The organism is Pseudomonas sp. Sample_21 (assembly GCF_004307525.1).
GTDB classification, from domain to species: Bacteria; Pseudomonadota; Gammaproteobacteria; order Pseudomonadales; family Pseudomonadaceae; genus Aquipseudomonas; species Aquipseudomonas atacamensis.
On record NZ_RCNZ01000122.1, the window covers coordinates 92,935 to 113,604 of the forward strand.

Below are 20,670 nucleotides of genomic sequence, written 5' to 3' on the forward strand. Positions count from 1 at the left end.
ATTGCCGAAACGGTCAGCCCAGCATGTCTCGAGTGCGCTTTTTCCCCGCGTTATGTTTTTCGCTTGTTGCCCTGTTGCATGGCATTGCAGCCCGGGCGGCCGACGCCACGGCATCTCGCCCGGCCGAGTGGGCACAGCCGGTTGAGGCGCAGTTCAACCTGTTCCGCATGTCACCGACGCTGTATCGCAGCGCCTTGCCCAGCCGCAGCGCGGTGCCGCTGTTGAACGATCTGCATGTCGTCACCGTAATCAACTTCCTGCCTGATGCTGATAGCGATTGGCTCTCCGCGCCGGGCATCAAGCAAGTGCAACTGCCGTATCGCACCAATCACGTCGACGACAGCGATGTGCTCAAGGCTCTGCGCGCGATTCAGTCCGCCGAAGCCGACGGCCCGGTGCTCATGCACTGCAAGCACGGTTCTGACCGCACCGGTCTGATGGCGGCGATGTACCGCGTGGTGGTGCAGGGCTGGAGCAAAGAGCAGGCGCTCAAGGAAATGACCGAGGGCGGTTTTGGTGACAGTCAGCATTTCCACGACAGCGTGCGCTACGTGATGCAGGCTGATGTCGATCGGTTGCACGAAGCCCTGATCAATGGCGAATGCAGCACCAGTGCATTCGCCATGTGTTCGATGAAGAGCTGGTTCGACTCGGCGCACGTCCAGCGTTGATCAGCTCAATCGGCTGGCGCAGGAAACAGCGCGCTGTCGATCGGTTTACCCAAGAACGCTTGCAGCGCGGCGGGGAGTGACTGTCTGTCTCCCGACAGCAGGTGTTTGCGCAGGTCCCGGCCCGTCTGTTCATTGAACAGACCTTCACGTTCGAAGCGTTTGAATGCCTCGCTCGCCAGCACACCCGACCATTTGTAGGCGTAAAGCGAAGCCTCGTAACCGGTGACCAGATAATCGCAGCTGTTGGCGAAGCGGCAGTAGGCTGGAATATGCAGGCCCGGGAATGCGCTTTGCACATCCGCCATCACTTGTTGAACAGTGCGACCGTCGCCGTGACTGCGATGCAGTTCGAAGTCGAACAGCGCGCTCAGCAGCAGCATCGCCGTCTCTCGGCTGCGCTGGATGTCGGTGGTGGAAAACGCGGCGTCGGCCTGCGTTTGCGACAGGCGCTCACCGCTCTGATGATGCGTACCCAGCCAGCGCAGGAATTGCCCGGATAGCGCCCATTTCTCGAACAGCTGCCCGACAAACTCCGCAGCGTCGCGGCTCAGTTGCGAAATGCCGGAAAGATTGTAGTGCGGCGAATGTGTCAGCACGTGATGCAGGCAATGGCCGAATTCGTGCAGCAGCACGCGCAGATCCTGATGTGCCAGCAGATTCAGCCCGTCGGCGGCGGCCGTGTAATTGCATTGAAGCGAGGCTATCGGCAGTGATGGCCGGCCTTCCGCATTGATCCGTCGGTTGCGCAGTACACCTGTCCAGGCGTAGTCGGCGCCAGCGGCGCGGTGGAACGGGTCGATGTAGATGAAGCCGACCGCTTGCTCATGCTCGCTGACTTCGAACAGGCGCACGTTTTCGTTGAAAGTCTCCAGGCGAATATTTTCGCTGATCCTGATGCCGAACATGTGCTCACTGAAGCGGCACAGGCTCTGCAGTATGGCGTCCAGCGGAAAAAACAGGCGCAGGTCCTGCACCTCGCCGCCCAACTGCTTCAGGCGCAATTGCTCGGCGAGGAAGTCGTGATCCCACGCTTCTATCTGATCAATACCGTACTGGCGTGCAGAGGCTTGCAGGTCATCGGTTTCGCGCGCAAGCGCCGCTGCATTGAGGGCGATCTGCTGCTGCAGAAAACGGCGGACCTGGTCAGTATCCACGGCCATGCGATCGAGCAGTCGCAGCTGAGCGAAGTTGTCGAAACCCAACAGCCGGGCTTTGGCATGACGCGCCGCCAGCAGCTTGTGCAGCACCGGTCCGTTGTCGAAGCGGCCGGCGTATGGCCCCTGATCCGAAGCGCGGGTGCACCAGGCTTTGAAACACTCTTCACGTAAACCGCGGTGCCGCGCCCGCTTCATGACCTGATCGTAAGTGTTCTGATCGAGTGTCAGCCGCCACCCGGTCAGGCCGGCCTTGTTGGCATTGGCGGCCAGATGCGCCTGCGTTTCGGCCGGCAGTCCTGCCAACAGCGCTGCATCGTCGATGTCCTTGCTCCATGCAGCGTTGACCGATCTGAGATTGCTCATGAAGCGCTTTTCCAGCAGATCGATTTCGCCGTTCAATCGCGTCAGATCCTTGCGCTGCGCACTCGACAATTCGCTGCCGGCCAAGTGAAACCTGCGCAGGATTTTCGCCAGCGAGGCTTTGCGTGCATCACTGAAGCTGGCGGCTATGGAGCTCTGTGCCAATCGTTGATAAACCTGGAGCAACTGTCGATTGCCGGCCTTCGCAGCTTTGTAATGCTGCGCAGCGTGGGTGCTGAGCGCTTCCTGCGCCAACCACTCGGGATCATCGGCATGCCTGACCGAGAGGAATTCGATAATCGCCATGGTTTCATTCAGGCGTGCATCGGCTTCATCAATGGCAATGACCACGTCGTCCCAGTTGGGATGATCAACCTGAGTGGCGATGACGTTTTCGATGATCAGCAGGTTGTCGGCAACGATGCGCTCGACTGCCGGCAGCAGATGTTGGGCGCGTATCGCCGACCAGGGCGGCAACTGCCATTGTTGCAGGAGGGGGTTGGTGTCAGGCATGGCGTCTTCCGTGAGAGAGGGCTGGATTGACCAGCCTAATCACGAAGCGCGGGGGCGAGGTGATAGATAGTTACCGCCACCTGACGACGATCATCGGCAGGTGGCGGTAGTTGTCACTGTTGCTCGTCGGGCTTTTTCTTCAACTTGGGGTTGGGGAAGAACTGCACGGCCTGGACCTTTTTGTCGGCGGCAGGCTTCAGCGCACTGGTATTGACCCGCGTGCCCAGTTCTTTGGGCACCGACAGGCCCTGCTCGTTGAGGGTGTCGGAGTAGCCGCAAGCCACGCATTCGCGGTGTGGCACGCCGTCTTCGTTCCACATCATCAACTTGTCCGGCTCGCTGCACGCCGGGCAGACCGCCCCGGCGATAAAGCGCTTCTTGGTGATCACAGGGCCGTCGCTCATGCTGCCGCGTCCTCACTCAGACCGCTGTGGCGAAGCAGCGCATCGATCGACGGCTCACGGCCACGGAAGTCGACGAACAGCACCATCGGTGCCTGCGAGCCGCCGCGCGCCAGAATCGCTTCGCGGAACGCCCGACCGGTTTCAGCGTTGAGCACGCCGTCTTCCTCGAATTTCGAGAAGGCGTCGGCGGACAGCACTTCAGCCCACTTGTAGCTGTAGTAACCCGCTGCGTAACCGCCGGCGAAAATGTGCGCAAAGCTGTTGGGGAAGCGGTTGTAAGCCGGTGGACGCATCACCGACACTTCGTCACGCACGCCCTCGAGCACTTGCGCCACGCTACGACCATCGCCATGGGTGGCATGCAGTTCGAAGTCGAACAGCGAAAACTCCAACTGACGCACCATCATCAGGCCGGACTGGAAGTTCTTCGCCGCGAGCATTTTTTCCAGCAGGTCCTGCGGCAGTGGCTCGCCGGTCTCGTAGTGGCCGGAAATCAGCGCCAGGCCTTCCGGCTCCCAGCACCAGTTTTCCATGAACTGGCTCGGCAGCTCGACCGCGTCCCAGGCCACGCCATTGATGCCGGATACGCCAGCGTGTTCGACGCGGGTCAGCAGGTGATGCAGGCCGTGGCCGAACTCGTGGAACAGGGTGGTCACTTCATCGTGGGTCAGCAGCGCAGGCTTGCCGCTGTCGGCCGGGGTGAAGTTGCACACCAGATTGGCGACTGGGCTTTGCAGCACACCGTCGATGGTGCGACGACGGTCGCGGGCGCCGTCCATCCATGCGCCGCCACGCTTGTTGGCGCGGGCATACAAGTCGAAGAAGAAGCGGCCGACGTGCTGGCCGTTTTCCTTGATCTCGAACAGGCGGACGTCCGGGTGCCAAGTGTCGAAGCCTTTCTGCTCGGCGATCTCGATGCCGTACAGACGCTGGACGATGGCGAACAGGCCGCTGAGGACTTTGTCGATCGGGAAGTAGGCTCGCAGGGTTTCCTGAGCGACGCTGTAGCGTTGCTCGCGAAGTTTTTCACCGTAGAAACCGCTGTCCCAGCTTTGCAGATCGGCGCAGCCCTGTTCGGCAGCGTAAGCGCGCAGCTGTTGCAGATCCTGCGCGGCGAACGGCTTGCTGCGTTGGGCCAGATCGCGCAGGAAGCTCAGCACCTGATCGCTGGATTCGGCCATTTTCGTCGCCAGACTCAGTTCGGCGAAACTGGCGAAACCCAGCAGTCGGGCCAGTTCCTGACGCAGGGCGAGGATCTCTTCCATCACCGGGCCGTTGTCGTTCTGCCCGGCATTCGGGCCTTGGTCCGAGGCGCGGGTGCAGTAGGCGGCGTAGACTTCTTCGCGCAGCGCACGGTCTTGCGCGTAGGTCATCACCGCGTAGTAGCTGGGGAATTCCAGGGTGATCAGCCAGCCGTCGAGGCCTTTGGCCTGGGCTGCGGCAGCCATCTGCGCCTTGGCCGAATCGGTCAGACCGGCGAGGGCGGCTTCGTCGGTGATGTGCTTGGTCCACGCCTGGGTGGCGTCGAGCAACTGGTTGGAGAAGCGGCTGCCGAGCTCGGACAGTTTGCTCTGCACTTCGGCGTAACGTTTCTGCTCGGCTTCCGGCAGATCGATACCCGACAGACGGAAATCGCGCAGGGCGTGTTCCAGAATGGTTTTTTGCGCGACGTCGAAACTGGCAGCTTCCGGACTGTTGGCCAACGCTTCATACGCCTGGAACAGTTCGCGGTTCTGGCCCATCTCGGTGGAGTAGGCGCTCAGGGCCGGCAGGCACGACTCGTAGGCTTCACGCAATTCGGCGCTGTTGCACACGGCGTTAAGATGGCTGACCGGGCTCCAGGCCGCACCGAGACGATCATTGAGTTCGTCCATCGCCAGCACCAGACCGGCCCAGGTCGGATTCTTGCCCTGGGTCTTGAGAATTTCGGCGATGGCGGCGCGGTTGTCCGCGAGGATGGTTTCGATGGCGGGCAGGACGTGTTCGGCACGGATCGTGGAGAACGGCGGCAGGTCGTAGGACTGCAAAAGAGGGTTGTTCACGCTCACGGTTGGCACCTTGGCTGGAAGAAACATGCGCCCATCTTAATTACAATCGACACTCACCGCAGCTATCGGCGACAGAGAGAGAACTAATCGTGTCCCTTCGCAAATACCAGAATCACACCCCCCGCCTGAGCAACGGCGCATTCGTCGACGGTTCGGCGGTGGTGATCGGCGACGTCGAAATTGGCGCAGACAGCTCGGTCTGGCCGCTGACGGTGATCCGTGGCGACATGCACCGCATCCGCATCGGTGCGCGCACCAGCGTGCAGGATGGCTGCGTGCTGCACATCACCCACGCCGGCCCGTTCAACCCGGACGGTTTTCCCTTGCTGATCGGCGATGACGTGACCATCGCCCACAAGGTCATGCTGCACGGCTGCACCGTGGGCAGCCGCGTATTGATCGGCATGGGCAGCATCGTCATGGACGGCGCCGTGGTCGAGGACGACGTGATCATCGGCGCCGGCAGCCTGGTGCCGCCGGGCAAGCGCCTGCAGAGCGGCTTCCTGTATGTCGGCAGCCCGGTCAAGCAAGTGCGCCCGCTGACCGATAAGGAAAACGCCTTCTTTACGTACAGCGCGGCGAACTACGTCAAGCTCAAGGACCTGCATCTGGCCGAAGGCTACGACCAGCTCTGAATTGCCCTACACCAGCTCAGGAACTCTCATGCATTACCAGACCGTACTGTTCGACCTCGATGGCACCCTGACCGACCCGCGTGAGGGCATCACCCGCTCAATTCAATTTGCCTTGGCCAATCTCGGCATCGACGAACCGGACCTGAGCAAACTGGAACACTTCATCGGCCCGCCGCTGCTGCAAGCGTTCATGCAGTTCTACGACTTCGACGAGGCCAGGGCCTGGGAAGCGGTGAATTTCTATCGCGAGCGCTTCAAGGTCACCGGCCTCTACGAAAATCGAGTGTTCGACGGGGTCACGCCGTTGCTGGAAACCTTGAGCGGGCAGGGGCGGCAGTTGTACATCGCCACCTCCAAACCGTGGGTGTTCGCCCGCGAGATCGCCCGGCACTTCGACTTCGCCCGCCACTTCAAAGTGATCTACGGCAGCGAACTGGACGGCACGCGGACCAACAAGGTTGAGCTGATTGCGCACCTGCTTGAGGAAGAACGCCTGGACCCGGCGCAGACCCTGATGATCGGCGATCGCAAGCACGACCTGATCGGTGCGCGCAGCAATGGCCTGGATGCAGCGGCGGTGGGCTATGGGTTCGGCAGTTTTGAAGAACTGAATGCCGAGGCGCCGGCTTATCACTTTGAAACTTTGGACGAGTTGCATCAGGCGTTTTTGCAGCGCTGAGCAGATGGCTATCGCTGGCAAGCCAGCTCCCACAGGTTAGCGATTCTTCAGGCTCACCGCTGTCCCTGTGGGAGCTGGCTTGCCAGCGATGAGGCCCGTTCAGCCGCTGGAGGACTCAGGAACTGCCAAGGCCCTCAAAGCCGCCTTACGCTCATCAACCGGCAACCGTCCCAACCGCTCAACCTCGGCATAAAACCTCAGCCAATCCCCATCTACTTGCCTGAACAGCGCCGCAAATGCCGGCACCCACTGGTCATACAGCCCGAACGGCAACAACCGCGCGTTGTTCAGCGGCGCATTGACCCAGGCGTCATAGCGTTTGTCCCCGGCCCACTGACTGTCGCGCATGACCCGATACTCCCGGCGCAAGCGCTCGAATTCAGCTGCTTTACGCTCACGCATCTGCTCAACCGAGAGCGGCTGCGCATACAGCGTCTCCAGCCGTGAGCGCGTGTCGAGTACCAGACCGATGAACTGGTCACGCTGCTTGAGCCTGGCATCCGACTCCGCCGGCAGCCCGCGGAACGCGCGCCATTGCCGCGTGCCTTCCTGCTCGACGAAGGTGGCGAAAGACTCGTTGAATTCAGTGTCGTCCTTCACATAGAACTTCTGGTGCGCCAGTTCATGAAAGATCAACGTGGCCAGCCGTTCGTCGCCCCAGCCCATCATCGAATTGAGAATCGGGTCATTGAACCAGCCGAGCGTCGAGTACGCCTCGACCCCGCCGATCGACACGTCCATGCCCTGCAAGCGCTGAAGCGCCGCTTCGCCACGGGCGGCGCTCTGGCTGTAGTAGCCGCGATAGGCCACGCAGCCGGCAATCGGGAAGCAGTGATTCTGCGGCGTCAGGGAAAACTCTGCGGTGGCGAACACGTTCCACACCACGAACGGCCGGCCGATGTCGGCGTAGAGACGATAGCTTTGGTTGTCCGGCAGATGCAGGTGCTCGCTGGCGAACATGCGGGCCTTTTGTGATTGAGCCAGATGCGCGCGCAATTTGGCATCGCGGCTGGGGTCGGCAATGACTTTTTCGACCGGCTCCCGTGCGCGCAGCAATTGCAGTTGGCCGCTGGCCAACTGGCTGTAATAGCTGACGCTGGTGCAACCGTTGAGCAACAAAAACAACACACCCGGAAACAAAATCGGAAAAACGCGATCAAGTAACCCAAGGCTGGAAAACGGCCTGATCAAAATAAGAAATTCCCCGGAAAGTCTGCCCCAAGACTATCCCGCCTCAAGGAGCACCGCTATGCGCATGTTGATGCTGACAGGAGGCCTGCTGACGCTGGCCGGTTGTGCCGGATTCGGAATGCCCGACCCCGACCCTTTGCAAGCCTGGATCGATCTTGACGCTCGCCAACACGACACGGCGCTGCAAGCCGTACAAGTCGATGCCACACAGGCTGTCGACAAACGTTATTTCGAAGTGCAGCCCGGCAGCCATGAGCTGAAGGTGCGCTATCAATTCCCGGTCGAGGCCACCAACATCGGCCCGACTGCCGAACCGCTGTGGCGCGATTGCCAGTTGAGCGTGAAATTCAAGGATTTCAACGCCGGCCAGCGCTATCAGCTGCAGGCGGGCAGCATCGGCTTCCGGCCTTGGGCCAAGCTTTATGACGAACAGCGCAAGGTTGTCGGCCAGGGCACACCGGCGGGCTGTCAGAGCAGTTGATCGGCGCTATGCTGCAAATCCCGTCAAAGGATATCGATCATGCGCAAGTTGACGACATTGCTGGCCGCCAGTGTGCTCGCCGGTTGTCAGAGCCCGTTGCCGGCGGCCGATCCAGACAAAGCCTGGGTCGACTTCGCCATGCCTACCCCCGGCGGCAAAGTGCTGATGGCCGAGCGCCTGGATAAACAGCGCTTGCGCGACGGACGCTTTTTTCAGGTGACGCCCGGTAGTCATGAGCTCACCGTGCGCTTTGACTTCGAAGTCTTCGGGGGTGGTCAGGGCATGGATACCGATCCGCAAGAGCGGCTGTGTTACATGACCGTGCCCTATGAACACTTCGAGGCCGGGCAGCGTTACCGCCTTGAAGCCCGATCGCTGGCCTTTACGCCAAGTGCACGCTTGATCAATCGTCAGGGGCAGATCGTTGCCAACGAGCGGCAGATCAATTGCGTGCCGTGATAGGCAATCAGCTATCGTTTCTCTGATAGATGATCCGCTTGGTGCCGTTCTCGCAAGAACCGACGATCATGGCCGAGTCGTGCTGCTTCGCCTCTTCCGCCGTGATGATTTCAAGGGTGTACGTTGGGATCGCCTTCGCCTGGATCTTGATCTCGATCTCCTTTCTAAGCTCCTCGCATTTTTTGGGGGCTGCGATAGCGGACGTGGCCAGTGCACTGCAAAGGATCGCCAAGCCAATACGTTTCATCGATGAAGCTCCTTGAGGCAGCGCGCACGGGTGTGCGCTGAAGCTGCTGTCGATTATTCGACCACAATTCTGCAGAGCGGGTTCTGACTTTGCTCACACCTTGTATTAATTGCCGGCCGCTGAGCAGGTTTCGAGACTGCCTTCGCGAGCAAGCTCGCTCACACACTGGATCTGCGACGTGCACAAATCCCCCGTGGGAGCGAGCCCTGCTCGCGAAGGCGTCAGCCCGGCAAACGCCGAATCAGCTGACCAGCGAAGCCTCAAGCGTGATCTTCGCATTCAGCACCTTGGAAACCGGGCACCCTTCCTTGGCCTTGTTGCTCAACTCCTCAAACTGTTGCTGAGTCGCGCCCGGGATCTTCGCCTTGAGAATCAGCTTCACCGCAGTGATCGCGAAGCCGCCGTCAACCTGATCGAGGGTGACTTCGGCGTTGGTGTCGATGCTGTCCGCCTTCAGGCCGGCATCACCGAGAATCATCGAAAACGCCATGGAGAAGCAGCCGGCGTGGGCCGCGCCGATCAGTTCTTCCGGGTTGGTGCCTTTGCCGCCTTCAAAGCGCGCCTTGAAGCCGTACGGCGCTTCGCGCAGTACGCCGGTTTCGGTGGAGATCGAGCCGAGACCGGTTTTCAGATCGCCTTCCCAATGCGCCGATGCCTTTTTCACGATAGCCATGTCTGCCTCCTCAAATATGGCGCGGAACGCCGCGCCGTCGCGGTTTTTACTAGCAAGGCTTCTGAGGATAGACGGCGGAACAAAGTTCAGCCTGGCTGAATCGTTGACTTTTTTAGTAGGAAATTTCGTCGCTGCTATTGAATCTCGGGTATATGCCCTCATTCCATAAAACACGCTTATGGATTTGGCAGGTTTTCGTTCGCAAGAAAAACCTGCCTCCCCACCCGGAGATGCAGGTTCATGAAAAAACTGTCCGACGTTAAATTTTCCACCCTCGACCTGGTGCCGGTGCGCGAAAACGGCAGCGCGGGGCAATCGCTGCGCAACTCGCTGGACCTAGCGCAGCATGCCGAGAAATTCGGCTACACGCGCTTCTGGGTCGCCGAACACCACAACATGGACGGCATCGCCAGTTCGGCCACTTCGGTGTTGCTCGGCTATCTGGCCGGAGGCACGTCGACGATCCGCGTCGGTTCTGGCGGGGTGATGCTCCCCAACCATGCGCCGCTGGTGATTGCCGAGCAGTTCGGCACCCTCGAGAGCCTGTACCCGGGACGCATCGACCTGGGTCTGGGCCGCGCGCCCGGCTCTGATCAGATGACCGCCCGCGCCTTGCGCCGTGAGCGCTCGGGCAGCGCTGACGACTTCCCTGAAGACGTTGCCGAATTGATGCGCTACCTCGGCCCGCGCACCCCGGAGCAACGGGTGATCGCCATGCCCGGCACCGGCACCAACGTGCCGATCTGGCTGCTCGGCTCAAGCCTGTTCAGTGCGCAATTGGCGGGTGAGCGCGGCTTGCCTTACGCCTTCGCCTCGCACTTCGCGCCGCGCTTCATGCACGAGGCGATCCGCATCTACCGCAATCACTTCAAACCGTCGGCGGTGCTCGACAAGCCGTACGTGATGCTCGGCGTGCCGCTGGTGGCAGCGGATACCGATGAGCAAGCCGATTACCTGGCGACGTCGGTGTACCAGCGCATTCTTGCGTTGATGCGTGGCCAGAGCCTGGTGCAGCGTCCGCCGGTGAAAACCATGGACGGTCTGTGGCTGCCCCATGAACGTGAAGCGGTGGGCGATTTCCTCGGCCTCGCCATGGTCGGCGGCCCGCAGAAGATCCGCGCCAAGCTTGAGGTGCTGATCGAGCAGACCCAGGCGGACGAGCTGATTTTCACCAGCGATTTGTATGAGCATGCTGATCGCGTGCGCTCGTACGAGCTGCTGGCGCAGGTGATGAAGGGCTAAGATTCACCACACATACCTTGTGGGAGCGAGCTTGCTCGCGAAGACGGAGTGTCAGGCACTCGATATGTCGACTGACCCACCGGTTTCGCGAGCAAGCTCGCTCCCACATCGGGCACATGGAGCCCACAAAAAAGCCGACGCATCCACGTCGGCTTTTGTATTTCAGGCGCAATCAACCGCGCTTGTAGACGATTTCCTTGCTGCCGCCTTCGCAACTGCCGACGACGTCACCATCAGCCGCCGCACCCTTGTCGACAACTTCCAGCGAATATCCGGAAACGCCTTTGGCGTCGAGCTTCGCGGCGATTTCGCTTTTCAGCTCGTCACATGGCTTGCCGGCTGCAAACGCACCACCCGCAAGGCTCAACAAACCTACTGCCAACATGAACTTCTTCATCGGTCGCACTCCCTGGTCGGATTGAAAGAGGCGGGCATCGAGTCATCCACCCGATGCGCTCACCTTGTAGCGCTTTGCCATTCCCTATGGCACTCGGCCAGCGCGCAAGTTCAGAAGACTAGCTCAAACTCAGCTGGCGGCAATCTTGAAGCCGACTTTCAGCGTGACCTGAAAGTGCGCTACCTGGCCATTTTCGATGTGGCCACGGGTTTCGGTCACTTCAAACCATTCCAGATTGCGCAGGGTCTTGTTGGCCTCGGCCAGTGCATTGTTGATGGCGTCTTCGATGCTGGTAGTGGACGAGCCGACCAGCTCGACTTTCTTGTAGGTGTGATGGTCACTCATGGCGTTCTCCTTGGGTTGGAATGGCGTGTGAAATTGAGCCTAGCAGGCAATTGCACTGATGATTTCGGCGCCGCTGCGCTGCCGAAGTTCAGAATTTCTGCACTTTCTCGACATGCTGAAGTCCCAACCAACACACGCCACTCATCACCAATGCAGGAGAGCCACCATGGCCAACACCTCTTTACGTAAAGCCTCGTTGCAAAGCATGGAAGCCGAGATCGAGAGTCTGCTCAAATCGTTGGAAAGCTTGAAAGACGATGCTTCGGACGAGTCGCGCAAGACCCTCAAGGCGCTGAAAAGCAACGCCGAAAGTGCGCTGAAACATTCCCGTCATCTGCTCAGCGACGCGTACGAAGAAGTCAAAGTGAAAACCCGCGAGACCGGCATTGCCACTCGTGACTACGCGCAGGAACACCCATGGACCACGGCCGGCGTGGCTGTCGGTGCAATCGGTCTGCTCGCCGCCTACTTTTTGTTCAAGCGCGGTGAGTGATCAGTCTGGCGCAGCTCGTTCTTGAGCCATTGCGCCAGTTGCCGGGCGCGTCCGTCTGCGGCGCGCTTGGGTAGCCACAACGCCAGTTGCGCCGGGGTTTCGCAAAAGCCCCACGGCGCAACCAGGCGACCCGCCTTCAGATCTTCGGTTACCAGCGGCTCCGGCGCGATTGCGACGCCGAGACCTGCAACAGCCGCCTCCAGCAAATAATACAAATGCTCAAAACCTTGCCCGAGCTTCAACGCCTTGGGGTTGAGGTGGTTTTGCTGCGCCCAACTGGGCCAGGCTTGTGGGCGAGAGGTGGTGTGCAGCAAGGGCTCATCAAAAAGATCTGCGGCCACAGCGGTGTGCAGCTTCTGATAACCGCTATACAACGGGCTCATTACGGGGCCGATGCGTTCCGCCGCCAGTTCATAGACCTGCATATCGGCGGGCCACGGTGGTTCGGCGAACAGCAACAGCGCATCGAGGCCCGGGCGCCGGGGATCGAGATCGCCTTCACCGGCCGACAGGTGCAGACGCAGATCCGGCAAATCGGCATTCAGCCGCCCCAGGCGCGGAATAAACCAGCGCGCCAGCAGGCTCCCCGAACAACCCAGCACGAACGGCGCATCCGCTGTGCTTTGCGTCAGTTCGGCGCAAACACTGCGCAACCGATCGAACGCCTCAGCGCTGGCATCGCGCAGACGCGCTCCGGCATCTGTGAGTTTCAAGCCGCGTCCGTCCTTGACGAACAGGCTCACCCCTAGATGTTCTTCAAGCACCTTGAGCTGGCGGCTGACCGCGCCGTGGGTGACGTGCAGCTGTTCGGCAGCCTGACTCACACTGTTCAGACGAGCGGTGGCCTCGAAGGCGCGCAAGGCATTCAGCGGGGGAAGGTCATGGCTCATGGTATCTGTGAGTTTTCCTGACAGGTTGTGGCGATCTTATCGGTTTTCAGCCTGGAAAGTCAGGGGTAGAGTGATCGTCATTGTCTTCTGACCGAATTCACCTGGAGCGACCCATGACCCAGACTTCGAACACCTCTGATCTGCGTAACGGCCCTGACGCCAACGGCCTGTTCGGTGCGTTCGGTGGCCGTTATGTAGCGGAAACCCTGATGCCATTGATCCTCGACCTGGCCCGCGAATACGAAGCGGCCAAGGAAGATCCGGCATTCAAGGAAGAATTGGCCTACTTCCAGCGTGATTATGTCGGACGTCCGAGCCCGCTGTATTTCGCCGAACGCCTGACCGAATTCTGCGGCGGCGCGAAGATCTACCTCAAGCGCGAAGAGCTGAACCACACCGGCGCGCACAAGATCAACAACTGCATCGGCCAGATTCTGCTGGCGCGGCGCATGGGCAAGAAGCGCATCATTGCCGAAACCGGCGCCGGCATGCACGGCGTGGCCACGGCCACCGTCGCTGCGCGGTTCGGTCTGGACTGCGTGATCTACATGGGCACCACCGACATCGAACGTCAGCAGGCCAACGTCTTCCGCATGAAGCTGCTCGGCGCTGAAGTCATTCCGGTCGTGGCCGGCACCGGCACCCTCAAAGACGCGATGAACGAAGCCCTGCGTGACTGGGTGACCAACGTCGACAACACCTTTTACCTGATCGGCACCGTGGCCGGCCCACACCCTTATCCAGCAATGGTTCGCGACTTCCAGGCCGTCATCGGCAAGGAAACCCGCGATCAACTGCAAGCTCAGGAAGGTCGTCTGCCGGACAGTCTGGTGGCGTGCATCGGTGGCGGTTCCAACGCCATGGGCCTGTTCCACCCGTTCCTCGATGACAAGAGCGTCGAGATCATCGGCGTCGAAGCCGCCGGTTACGGCATCGAAACCGGCAAGCACGCGGCCAGCCTGAACGGCGGGGTGCCGGGCGTGCTGCACGGTAACCGCACGTTCCTGCTGCAGGACGACGATGGCCAGATCATCGACGCCCACTCGATTTCCGCCGGCCTCGATTACCCGGGCATCGGCCCTGAACACGCCTGGTTGCACGACATCGGCCGCGTCCAGTACACCTCGGTAACCGACGACGAAGCCCTTGAAGCGTTCCACAAATGCTGCCGTCTGGAAGGGATCATCCCTGCCCTGGAAAGCGCCCACGCCCTGGCCGAAGTGTTCAAGCGCGCACCGAAGCTGCCGAAGGATCACCTGATGGTGGTCAACCTCTCGGGCCGTGGCGACAAGGACATGCAAACCGTGATGCACCATATGCAACAGTCGCAGCAGGAGAAACACTGATGAGCCGCCTGCAAACCCGCTTTGCCGACCTCAAGCAAGAGAACCGCGCCGCGCTGGTGACCTTTGTCACTGCCGGTGATCCTGACTACGACACTTCGCTGGCAATCCTCAAAGGCCTGCCTGCCGCAGGTGCCGATGTGATCGAGCTGGGCATGCCGTTCACCGATCCGATGGCCGATGGCCCGGCGATCCAGCTGGCCAATATCCGCGCACTGGGCGCCAAACAGAATCTGGCGAAAACCCTGCAAATGGTTCGCGAGTTCCGTGAAGGCAACAGCGACACGCCGCTGGTGTTGATGGGCTACTTCAACCCGATTCACAAATTCGGCGTCGAGCGTTTCATCGCCGAAGCCAAAGAGGCTGGCGTTGACGGCCTGATCGTGGTCGACATGCCACCAGAGCACAACGAAGAGCTGTGCGACCCGGCGCAGGCTGCTGGCCTGGACTTCATCCGCCTGACCACGCCGACCACCGACGACGCACGTCTGCCGCGTGTGCTCAACGGCAGTTCCGGTTTTGTCTACTACGTGTCGGTCGCGGGTGTCACCGGCGCAGGTGCAGCGACTCTGGAACATGTGGAAGAGGCGGTTGCACGTCTGCGTCGGCATACCGACCTGCCGATCAGCATTGGCTTCGGTATCCGTACACCGGAGCAGGCTGCAGCCATCGCGCGTCTGGCTGACGGTGTGGTGGTGGGCTCGGCGCTGATTGATCACATCGCCAGTGCCGATACGCCTGAGCAGGCCATCGATGGCGTGTTGAGTCTGTGTTCGGCGCTGTCCCAAGGCGTGCGCACTGCTCGCGTCTAAAGCCGCAGGGGAAAACAAAAAGGCTTCAGAACAGGCGTTCTGAAGCCTTTTTTTGTGCTCAGGGTAATTGCAGTCCGCCCGAAGCCTTGTGCAGTTTGCGCAAATGCTCGCCAATCTGCTTCACGTTGGCCTCGCTGGCGGCAATCTCGGCGGCGCGCTTGGGTTCGAGCAGCTTGCGCACTTCAGTATCGAGATCGCCGGACAGCGCCAGCAGCTTCTTCTGCCGCTGGCTGCTTTCCGCTTCCAGTCGGCCGAACTCGCTCGGCTGGGGCAGTCCGTAACCCTTGGAGTCGAGCAGTTCCGCCGGGCGGCTGAGGAAACCACTGTTGGCGAGGATCTGCTGCAAGGTCGCGTTAGCCTTGTCCATGCCGCCGCTTTCCAGCTCGCGGGCGCCAAGGTAGCGTTGCTTGACCTCATCCTGAGCCAGCAACAACTGCCGGCGGAAACTGGCTTGCTCGAGCAGCAACAGCGCCGCGCTGGTGCGCAGGTCGGCGCGGTCGAACCATTCGCGGCGTTGTTCAGCGCTGAGTGACAGCCAGTCTTCGACAGTGGTCTGCTTGATCGGCAGCTGCTTCTTCAATACATCGAACATCGCTTGATAGCGATCGCGGAACGAGTCGAAGCGGTAACCCAGACGCAGCGCTTCTTTCGGATCGTCGAGCACACTGGTATCGGCCAGACCACGGCCCTTGAGCACTTCCAGCAAGCCGTTGGGCATGATGCTGTCTAGCCCGACCAGTTGGCTGTTATTGCTGCCGCTGCGCAACAGTTTCAAACCCTCTACCGCGCAGTTGTTGGACAGGAAGAAATAGTTGCCGTCGTAGCTCCAGTGCATCTCGGCAGCATGTTCGACGACGCCTTCGATTTCCTCGCGAGACAGGTTCAGCGGCACCGAAGCGAGACTGCGCAGCTCGGTCTTGGTGTATTCGTCGATCACTTGCGCCAGCGGCAACACGAACAGCCGCGACGGGTATTTGCCGACCAGTCCGTCCCAGCTCGACAGCTGTACATCGCCAACGAAGGCGCGATAGGACAGCACCAGGTGTTGATCGAGGTCGAGGCGGCAATCCGGGCCACGCGGGCGACCGGGGGCGCAGATCACCAGGCGCAACATGCTGTGGCCCCAGCGGCTGACCCAGTTCTGATTGGCCTCGGCCAGCAGGTAATCGACCGCGTAGACCCGTTCCGGATCGACTTGCCCCAGAGGCTGCTTAGCGAAGTCATTGCCCGCATTGAGAAAGGCGAAGCTCTTGCTGCAGGTGTCCTGCGCTGGCGGCGCCCAGCCGAAATGTTCCTTGTAGTAGCGATACAGCGCCGGGCGGCGGCAGGCGTAGCTCGGGTCGAGGAGGAAGTACTCCATGTTGACCGCGACGAATTCCTTGGGGCTGGAAATCTCGTAGAGGTCCGGACTGCGGGCGATCTGGCGGTTGTGTTGTTCACGCTCGCCACGGCGGCCGACGTACTGTTGCCACCCGGCCAGATCGAGCAGGCGCGGGTCGTCGCTGATGGTGAAGCGGCGACCGTTCTGCCCGCGACACTCATCGGGAATGCCGATCAGCCCGGCGCTGTTGAAGCGTCGGGTGCAGCGTTGGATCAACGTGCGTTCGGCGCTCGGCCATAAACGCGCGCGGTCGTAGATATGCGTGATTTCGTGCAGCACCGTGGCCAGCAGTTCCTGCCGCACAGTGCCGTGGGGGCGATTGGTTTTCTCTTTCGCCGCGCTGCCATCGGTGAGGCTGGCGAGCAGCTTGCGGTTCAGATCGAGCTCGGAAACCAGCGTCGCCTGCCCGTAAGCGTTGGCTGGCATGTCGTCGGTCCAGCCGACGTCGATGCGCCGATCCAGCCGCTCGATGAAGCTCGGCGGCAGTTTCGCCATCGCCTCATCGATCAGCGCCTGACTGGCCTGTTGTTGAGCCGGGCTCAGACCCTCGGTCTTGAGCCGCAATTGCAGGCCGGCGTGGGCGCTGTTGCCAAGCAGCAACAACACCCCGGCCAGCAGCCAGGCGCCAATGGACCTCACAGTGCGAGGATGGCTTCGGCGAGTACCTGATCACTGGCGTCGCGCGCTTCCGGCACGCGATTGCGCAAGGTGTTGAGGGCGGCTTCGAGGTGCGCGCCACGGATGTCGCCGTTGCTGGCGACGAAACTGGCGGCGTCGTCGTGGGCTTCGCGGATGATTTTCGAATCGCGAATCGACGTGGTGGTATCGGAAGTGAAATCGATGCTGCGCTGGGAGGCACGAACGATGATGTTACTGGTGGCTACCAGGGTGTGCGCCTGGGCCATATCGGCCAACACAAACAGGCCAAGGGCGGCAGCAATCAGCGGGCTACGCATGGAACGACTCCGGAAGGAAAAGGATAACTATTGGACGAGAATTGCCTCTGCCAGTTCAAGGTCGCTGGCATGAAGTTTCGGCCGGGTTTTGCGCAGGTAATGCAGCGCGGATTCCAGCCGTGCGCCTCGCCATTCACCGTTACTGGCAACAAAGGCGGCCGCATCATCATGGGCGGCGAGCAGCAGTTTACGGTCGAACGGCGCAGAAGACACCATGCTGGTCGCGTAACCGCTGACCACCGTGCCTTGGGTCGACGCATTGAAAGCATCGAAGGCGTTGGCGGACATCGCCCAGCAGGCCGTGAATAAAGTAGAAGAGATGAGCAGGTTTGGAAGAAAGCGCATGGGACTCGACAACTGTTAACGAGCCTGAAGGCTAGCGCAAATGCCCGGGCCAGAGCCAGCGTTGAAACATCGGGACACGGCTGGCGTGTCCCGCAATACCGCAAACGATCAGAGGGTCAGAATGGCCTGAGCCAATTGGGCATCGGTGGCATTGAGTTGTGGCGCCTGATGGCGGATGTGATCGAGCGCACTTTCCAGTTTCACCCCGCGGATATCGCCTTCGCTGGCCACGAAGCTGGCGGCATCGTCGCGGGCGGCGAGGACGATCTTGTCGTCACGGAACGAGGAGGTCACATCGGAAGTGGCGTCGGAAGTGGCTTTCAGCGCGCCGACGATCGAGTCGGTGGTCACGATGAAACTGGTAGCACTGGCGTTGGCAGCCACGGCCAGCAGGGCGGCGGCACTGAGCAGGCGAAGACGGGTCATGATGGAACTCCTTTGGATAAACCGTAGTGAGAGGTGGCTCGGTATCTGAGGAGTCAGACGCCTGTTGCGCAACGTTCGCCACGTTCTGCATGGATATTAGGCTGCCAGATGCGGTTCGCCCAGTGGTGGCCAGTGATACTTCAAAGGTTCTGGATAACTGTACCAGTATGTTCGAGTATTTCGTAAATTGTACCTGTACTCGTTCATATATGCGTTTAGAGCATTCAAGGCCCTGAAACAACAAAACCCGTCGTGGTTTCCCACGACGGGTTCTGCTTGTGCAATTCGGGTTGCTGGCGGTGGGTCTGACGACCAGAGCCAGCGACGCTGCTTAGCGCCAGAACGGCTTGCTCAGCTCTTCGTAGCGTTGTGCTTCGCTGATACCGGCGTCAGCCAGCAGACGCGAATCCAGACGGGCCAGTTGGTGGCGGCTGGAGATGCGGCGCTGCCACAACATCAGGTTGGCAATAACGCGCAGAGGCAGGGAAGCCTGGGTGTTTACAGCTTTGTCTTCGAAGAACAGTTCGGAACTGAGTGTACGTTCCATGGTTGACATCCTTCCGCTTGTGGCGGGATCAGGTAGTGGTTTGACTGGTGCCCATGATCCTCTCGTTTGGATAGTCTCTGTAGATACAGTTCATTTGTATTGTGAGTGAGCAGTTAACTGTTTATGGATGGTGTACGGGTCGAAATTGGGCAAACTGTACCTGTCCGCACTTGATTGGTGCATTTCCGCTCGTATCAGGGGATTGAGTAGGGCTTTGCTGTAGGAAAAGACCGGTACAGCAGTACAGTTTTTTTGAAATCCTGCTTCTCGCGCGCATCTACCGAGGCAAAACTGTGTTTGCCTCGGTGGTTATCTGTGTGAATCACACCGCCAGCATGCGCCCGGTTTCTTCCAGGTTCATATGCCAGCTCAGGGCTTCGCGCAAAATGTGCGGGGTATGACCGCCGATTGCACAGGCAGCGCTGAAGTAGTCATTCAGTGCCTGGCGAAAGTCCGGATGCACGCAGTTGTCGATGATCACTCGTGCACGCTCCCGTGGCGCCAGGCCACGCAGGTCGGCGAGGCCGACTTCGGTCACCAGGATGTCGACGTCATGCTCGGTATGGTCGACGTGGCTGACCATCGGCACCACGCTGGAAATCGCGCCACCCTTGGCGATCGACTTGGTCACGAATACCGCCAGATGCGCATTGCGCGCGAAGTCGCCGGAGCCGCCGATGCCGTTCATCATCCGCGTGCCGCAGACATGGGTGGAGTTGACGTTGCCGTAGATATCGAACTCCAGCGCGGTGTTGATGCCGATGATGCCCAGACGGCGCACCACCTCGGGGTGATTGGAGATCTCCTGCGGCCGCAGAACCAGTTTGTCCTTGTACTTCTCCAAGTTGCCGAACACGTCGCTGTTGCGCCGCTCGGACAGGGTGATCGAGCTGCCCGAGGCGAAGCTCAGCTTGCCGGCATCGATCAGGTCGAAAGTCGAGTCCTGCAGCACTTCCGAATACATGGTCAGGTCTTCGAACGGCGAGTCGATCAAGCCGCACATCACCGCGTTGGCGATGTTGCCAATGCCAGCCTGCAGCGGGCCGAGCTTGTTGGTCATGCGGCCGGCCGCGACTTCCTGCTTGAAGAACGTGATCAGGTGTTCGGCGATAGCGTTGGTGTCGATGTCCGGTACCGACACCGTGGACGGCGAGTCCGATTGTTGAGTGACGACAATCGCAACGATCTTCTCCGGCGGAATCGGAATTGCCGTGCTGCCGATGCGATCGTCGACTTTCACCAGCGGGATTGGCGTCCGCGTCGGGCGGTACGTCGGGATATAGATGTCGTGCAGGCCTTCGAGGTTGGCGTTGTGGGCCAGGTTGATCTCGACGATCACTTGTTTGGCGAAAATCGCGAAGCTGGCCGAGTTGCCCACCGAAGTGGTCGGCACGATATGGCCTTGTTCGGTGATGGCGACTGCCTCGATGACGGCAATGTCCGGCAGCTTCAACTGTTGGTTGCGCAGTTGCTCTACGGTTTCCGAGAGATGCTGGTCAATGAACATTACTTCGCCGGCGTTGATTGCTTTGCGCAACGTGCTGTCGACCTGAAACGGCATGCGCCGCGACAGCACGCCGGCCTCGGTCAGTTGCTTGTCGAGGTCGTTACCCAGACTGGCGCCGGTCATCAGGCTGATCTTCAGCGGCGTGACCTTGGCGCGCTCGGCCAGTGCATGGGGAACGGCCTTGGCTTCGCCGGCGCGGGTGAAACCGCTCATGCCGACGGTCATGCCATCCTCAATCAGAGCAGCGGCGTCGGCAGCGCTCATCACTTTGTCCAACAACGAAGGCAGGCGAATACGGTCACGGTACATGGATTATTATCTCGGGCAACGAGTAGCAGGATGCGCAGTCTAGTTAATTTGGCCGGCGCCTGTCCCGCTACCAAGGTCGCAAACGAGGCCTCTATTTCGCGGGTTTGCAGTAAAACACCGTTACCGGATCTGCAACAACGCGGCAAATTGTCCAGCGTC

Annotated in this window: 24 protein-coding genes; 9 read left to right on the forward strand and 15 right to left on the reverse strand. The window is 60.4% G+C overall.

What is annotated here, in order from left to right; all coding sequences use genetic code 11:
* The first annotated feature begins 23 nt into the window (after positions 1-23).
* On the forward strand, positions 24-671 hold the full coding sequence (locus D8U71_RS23780; RefSeq protein ID WP_073470771.1) for a tyrosine-protein phosphatase: 648 nt from the start codon (positions 24-26) through the stop codon (positions 669-671).
* A 5-nt stretch (positions 672-676) separates the two neighbouring features.
* Here D8U71_RS23780 and D8U71_RS23785 read toward each other — a convergent pair whose 3' ends face one another.
* From D8U71_RS23785 to prlC, 3 genes are all read right to left on the reverse strand, one after another.
* Positions 677-2,701: a M3 family metallopeptidase gene (locus tag D8U71_RS23785; RefSeq protein ID WP_130888818.1), complete on the reverse strand. Its 2,025-nt coding sequence runs from the start codon at positions 2,699-2,701 to the stop codon at positions 677-679.
* Between the two features lie 113 nt (positions 2,702-2,814).
* Complete coding sequence (locus D8U71_RS23790; RefSeq protein ID WP_016772316.1) at positions 2,815-3,105, reverse strand: YheV family putative zinc ribbon protein; 291 nt, start codon at positions 3,103-3,105, stop codon at positions 2,815-2,817.
* Positions 3,102-5,153: an oligopeptidase A gene (gene prlC / locus D8U71_RS23795; protein ID WP_130888819.1), complete on the reverse strand. Its 2,052-nt coding sequence runs from the start codon at positions 5,151-5,153 to the stop codon at positions 3,102-3,104. Before prlC ends, D8U71_RS23790 begins: the two co-directional genes overlap by 4 nt.
* An 89-nt stretch (positions 5,154-5,242) precedes the next feature.
* On the opposite strand from prlC, the gene D8U71_RS23800 reads away from it, so the two are divergent.
* Positions 5,243-5,788, forward strand: a complete 546-nt coding sequence (locus D8U71_RS23800) for a gamma carbonic anhydrase family protein (RefSeq protein WP_016772314.1) — start codon at positions 5,243-5,245, stop codon at positions 5,786-5,788.
* 28 nt (positions 5,789-5,816) lie between these two features.
* Positions 5,817-6,467: an HAD family hydrolase gene (locus tag D8U71_RS23805; protein WP_016772313.1), complete on the forward strand. Its 651-nt coding sequence runs from the start codon at positions 5,817-5,819 to the stop codon at positions 6,465-6,467.
* 99 nt (positions 6,468-6,566) lie between these two features.
* On the opposite strand, the gene D8U71_RS23810 is transcribed toward D8U71_RS23805, so the two are convergent.
* Entirely contained in the window at positions 6,567-7,658 is a 1,092-nt protein-coding gene (locus D8U71_RS23810; protein WP_130888820.1) for an aminopeptidase, read from the reverse strand.
* A gap of 58 nt (positions 7,659-7,716) precedes the next feature.
* Between D8U71_RS23810 and D8U71_RS23815 the strand changes: the two genes are divergently transcribed.
* Together D8U71_RS23815 and D8U71_RS23820 are read left to right on the forward strand one after the other, a co-directional pair.
* A complete protein-coding gene (locus tag D8U71_RS23815; RefSeq protein ID WP_110599609.1) occupies positions 7,717-8,139 on the forward strand; it encodes a hypothetical protein in 423 nt (140 codons plus the stop codon).
* Between the two features lie 39 nt (positions 8,140-8,178).
* Complete coding sequence (locus tag D8U71_RS23820; protein ID WP_016772310.1) at positions 8,179-8,598, forward strand: hypothetical protein; 420 nt, start codon at positions 8,179-8,181, stop codon at positions 8,596-8,598.
* A gap of 7 nt (positions 8,599-8,605) precedes the next feature.
* Here the strand turns inward: D8U71_RS23820 and D8U71_RS23825 are convergent, their stop codons facing one another.
* On the reverse strand, positions 8,606-8,845 hold the full coding sequence (locus D8U71_RS23825; RefSeq protein WP_071173978.1) for a DUF1161 domain-containing protein: 240 nt from the start codon (positions 8,843-8,845) through the stop codon (positions 8,606-8,608).
* Between the two features lie 241 nt (positions 8,846-9,086).
* Complete coding sequence (locus D8U71_RS23830) at positions 9,087-9,518, reverse strand: OsmC family protein (RefSeq protein ID WP_016772308.1); 432 nt, start codon at positions 9,516-9,518, stop codon at positions 9,087-9,089.
* A gap of 240 nt (positions 9,519-9,758) precedes the next feature.
* Between D8U71_RS23830 and D8U71_RS23835 the strand changes: the two genes are divergently transcribed.
* On the forward strand, positions 9,759-10,760 hold the full coding sequence (locus D8U71_RS23835) for an LLM class flavin-dependent oxidoreductase (RefSeq protein ID WP_016772307.1): 1,002 nt from the start codon (positions 9,759-9,761) through the stop codon (positions 10,758-10,760).
* A gap of 172 nt (positions 10,761-10,932) precedes the next feature.
* Here the strand turns inward: D8U71_RS23835 and D8U71_RS23845 are convergent, their stop codons facing one another.
* On the reverse strand, positions 10,933-11,157 hold the full coding sequence (locus tag D8U71_RS23845; protein ID WP_024015026.1) for a DUF1161 domain-containing protein: 225 nt from the start codon (positions 11,155-11,157) through the stop codon (positions 10,933-10,935).
* A gap of 129 nt (positions 11,158-11,286) precedes the next feature.
* Entirely contained in the window at positions 11,287-11,502 is a 216-nt protein-coding gene (locus D8U71_RS23850) for a dodecin (RefSeq protein WP_016772305.1), read from the reverse strand.
* A gap of 166 nt (positions 11,503-11,668) precedes the next feature.
* Between D8U71_RS23850 and D8U71_RS23855 the strand changes: the two genes are divergently transcribed.
* Positions 11,669-11,995, forward strand: a complete 327-nt coding sequence (locus D8U71_RS23855; RefSeq protein ID WP_039757078.1) for a DUF883 family protein — start codon at positions 11,669-11,671, stop codon at positions 11,993-11,995.
* Here D8U71_RS23855 and D8U71_RS23860 read toward each other — a convergent pair.
* The gene (locus D8U71_RS23860) at positions 11,968-12,885 is read right to left on the reverse strand and encodes a LysR family transcriptional regulator (RefSeq protein ID WP_123441955.1); all 918 of its coding nucleotides are present in this window, start codon (positions 12,883-12,885) and stop codon (positions 11,968-11,970) included. The genes D8U71_RS23855 and D8U71_RS23860 overlap by 28 nt on opposite strands.
* Positions 12,886-12,998: 113 nt before the next feature.
* On the opposite strand from D8U71_RS23860, the gene trpB reads away from it, so the two are divergent.
* On the forward strand, positions 12,999-14,231 hold the full coding sequence (gene trpB / locus D8U71_RS23865; RefSeq protein WP_016772302.1) for a tryptophan synthase subunit beta: 1,233 nt from the start codon (positions 12,999-13,001) through the stop codon (positions 14,229-14,231).
* Positions 14,231-15,040 (forward strand): tryptophan synthase subunit alpha, encoded by an 810-nt coding sequence (gene trpA / locus D8U71_RS23870; RefSeq protein WP_130888821.1) that lies wholly within the window; start codon positions 14,231-14,233, stop codon positions 15,038-15,040. The genes trpB and trpA overlap by 1 nt, the downstream gene beginning before the upstream one ends.
* Positions 15,041-15,098: 58 nt before the next feature.
* Here trpA and D8U71_RS23875 read toward each other — a convergent pair whose 3' ends face one another.
* From D8U71_RS23875 to D8U71_RS23900, 6 genes are all read right to left on the reverse strand, one after another.
* Positions 15,099-17,060 (reverse strand): DUF4105 domain-containing protein, encoded by a 1,962-nt coding sequence (locus D8U71_RS23875; RefSeq protein WP_130888822.1) that lies wholly within the window; start codon positions 17,058-17,060, stop codon positions 15,099-15,101.
* Positions 17,057-17,377 (reverse strand): DUF2388 domain-containing protein, encoded by a 321-nt coding sequence (locus D8U71_RS23880; RefSeq protein WP_071173984.1) that lies wholly within the window; start codon positions 17,375-17,377, stop codon positions 17,057-17,059. Before D8U71_RS23880 ends, D8U71_RS23875 begins: the two co-directional genes overlap by 4 nt.
* A 27-nt stretch (positions 17,378-17,404) precedes the next feature.
* Positions 17,405-17,722: a DUF2388 domain-containing protein gene (locus D8U71_RS23885; protein ID WP_122612906.1), complete on the reverse strand. Its 318-nt coding sequence runs from the start codon at positions 17,720-17,722 to the stop codon at positions 17,405-17,407.
* Positions 17,723-17,830: 108 nt separating this feature from the next.
* Positions 17,831-18,148 carry a DUF2388 domain-containing protein gene (locus tag D8U71_RS23890; protein ID WP_016772298.1) on the reverse strand — a complete coding sequence of 106 codons (318 nt, stop codon included), beginning with the start codon at positions 18,146-18,148 and terminating at the stop codon, positions 17,831-17,833.
* Positions 18,149-18,479: 331 nt separating this feature from the next.
* Positions 18,480-18,695 carry a DUF1127 domain-containing protein gene (locus tag D8U71_RS23895; RefSeq protein WP_007911656.1) on the reverse strand — a complete coding sequence of 72 codons (216 nt, stop codon included), beginning with the start codon at positions 18,693-18,695 and terminating at the stop codon, positions 18,480-18,482.
* 322 nt (positions 18,696-19,017) lie between these two features.
* Positions 19,018-20,511, reverse strand: a complete 1,494-nt coding sequence (locus D8U71_RS23900) for an acetyl-CoA hydrolase/transferase family protein (protein WP_130888823.1) — start codon at positions 20,509-20,511, stop codon at positions 19,018-19,020.
* Between the last annotated feature and the right edge of the window lie 159 nt (positions 20,512-20,670).

Coding starts and splice junctions, on each gene's coding strand:
- D8U71_RS23780 (WP_073470771.1), top strand. CDS start 24: ATGTCTCGAGTGCGCTTTTTCCCCGCGTTATGTTTTTCGCTTGTTGCC.
- D8U71_RS23785 (WP_130888818.1), bottom strand. CDS start 2,701: ATGCCTGACACCAACCCCCTCCTGCAACAATGGCAGTTGCCGCCCTGG.
- D8U71_RS23790 (WP_016772316.1), bottom strand. CDS start 3,105: ATGAGCGACGGCCCTGTGATCACCAAGAAGCGCTTTATCGCCGGGGCG.
- D8U71_RS23805 (WP_016772313.1), top strand. CDS start 5,817: ATGCATTACCAGACCGTACTGTTCGACCTCGATGGCACCCTGACCGAC.
- D8U71_RS23815 (WP_110599609.1), top strand. CDS start 7,717: ATGCGCATGTTGATGCTGACAGGAGGCCTGCTGACGCTGGCCGGTTGT.
- D8U71_RS23820 (WP_016772310.1), top strand. CDS start 8,179: ATGCGCAAGTTGACGACATTGCTGGCCGCCAGTGTGCTCGCCGGTTGT.
- D8U71_RS23825 (WP_071173978.1), bottom strand. CDS start 8,845: ATGAAACGTATTGGCTTGGCGATCCTTTGCAGTGCACTGGCCACGTCC.
- D8U71_RS23830 (WP_016772308.1), bottom strand. CDS start 9,518: ATGGCTATCGTGAAAAAGGCATCGGCGCATTGGGAAGGCGATCTGAAA.
- D8U71_RS23835 (WP_016772307.1), top strand. CDS start 9,759: ATGAAAAAACTGTCCGACGTTAAATTTTCCACCCTCGACCTGGTGCCG.
- D8U71_RS23845 (WP_024015026.1), bottom strand. CDS start 11,157: ATGAAGAAGTTCATGTTGGCAGTAGGTTTGTTGAGCCTTGCGGGTGGT.
- D8U71_RS23850 (WP_016772305.1), bottom strand. CDS start 11,502: ATGAGTGACCATCACACCTACAAGAAAGTCGAGCTGGTCGGCTCGTCC.
- D8U71_RS23855 (WP_039757078.1), top strand. CDS start 11,669: ATGGCCAACACCTCTTTACGTAAAGCCTCGTTGCAAAGCATGGAAGCC.
- D8U71_RS23860 (WP_123441955.1), bottom strand. CDS start 12,885: ATGAGCCATGACCTTCCCCCGCTGAATGCCTTGCGCGCCTTCGAGGCC.
- trpB (WP_016772302.1), top strand. CDS start 12,999: ATGACCCAGACTTCGAACACCTCTGATCTGCGTAACGGCCCTGACGCC.
- trpA (WP_130888821.1), top strand. CDS start 14,231: ATGAGCCGCCTGCAAACCCGCTTTGCCGACCTCAAGCAAGAGAACCGC.
- D8U71_RS23880 (WP_071173984.1), bottom strand. CDS start 17,377: ATGCGTAGCCCGCTGATTGCTGCCGCCCTTGGCCTGTTTGTGTTGGCC.
- D8U71_RS23885 (WP_122612906.1), bottom strand. CDS start 17,722: ATGCGCTTTCTTCCAAACCTGCTCATCTCTTCTACTTTATTCACGGCC.
- D8U71_RS23890 (WP_016772298.1), bottom strand. CDS start 18,148: ATGACCCGTCTTCGCCTGCTCAGTGCCGCCGCCCTGCTGGCCGTGGCT.
- D8U71_RS23895 (WP_007911656.1), bottom strand. CDS start 18,695: ATGGAACGTACACTCAGTTCCGAACTGTTCTTCGAAGACAAAGCTGTA.
- D8U71_RS23900 (WP_130888823.1), bottom strand. CDS start 20,511: ATGTACCGTGACCGTATTCGCCTGCCTTCGTTGTTGGACAAAGTGATG.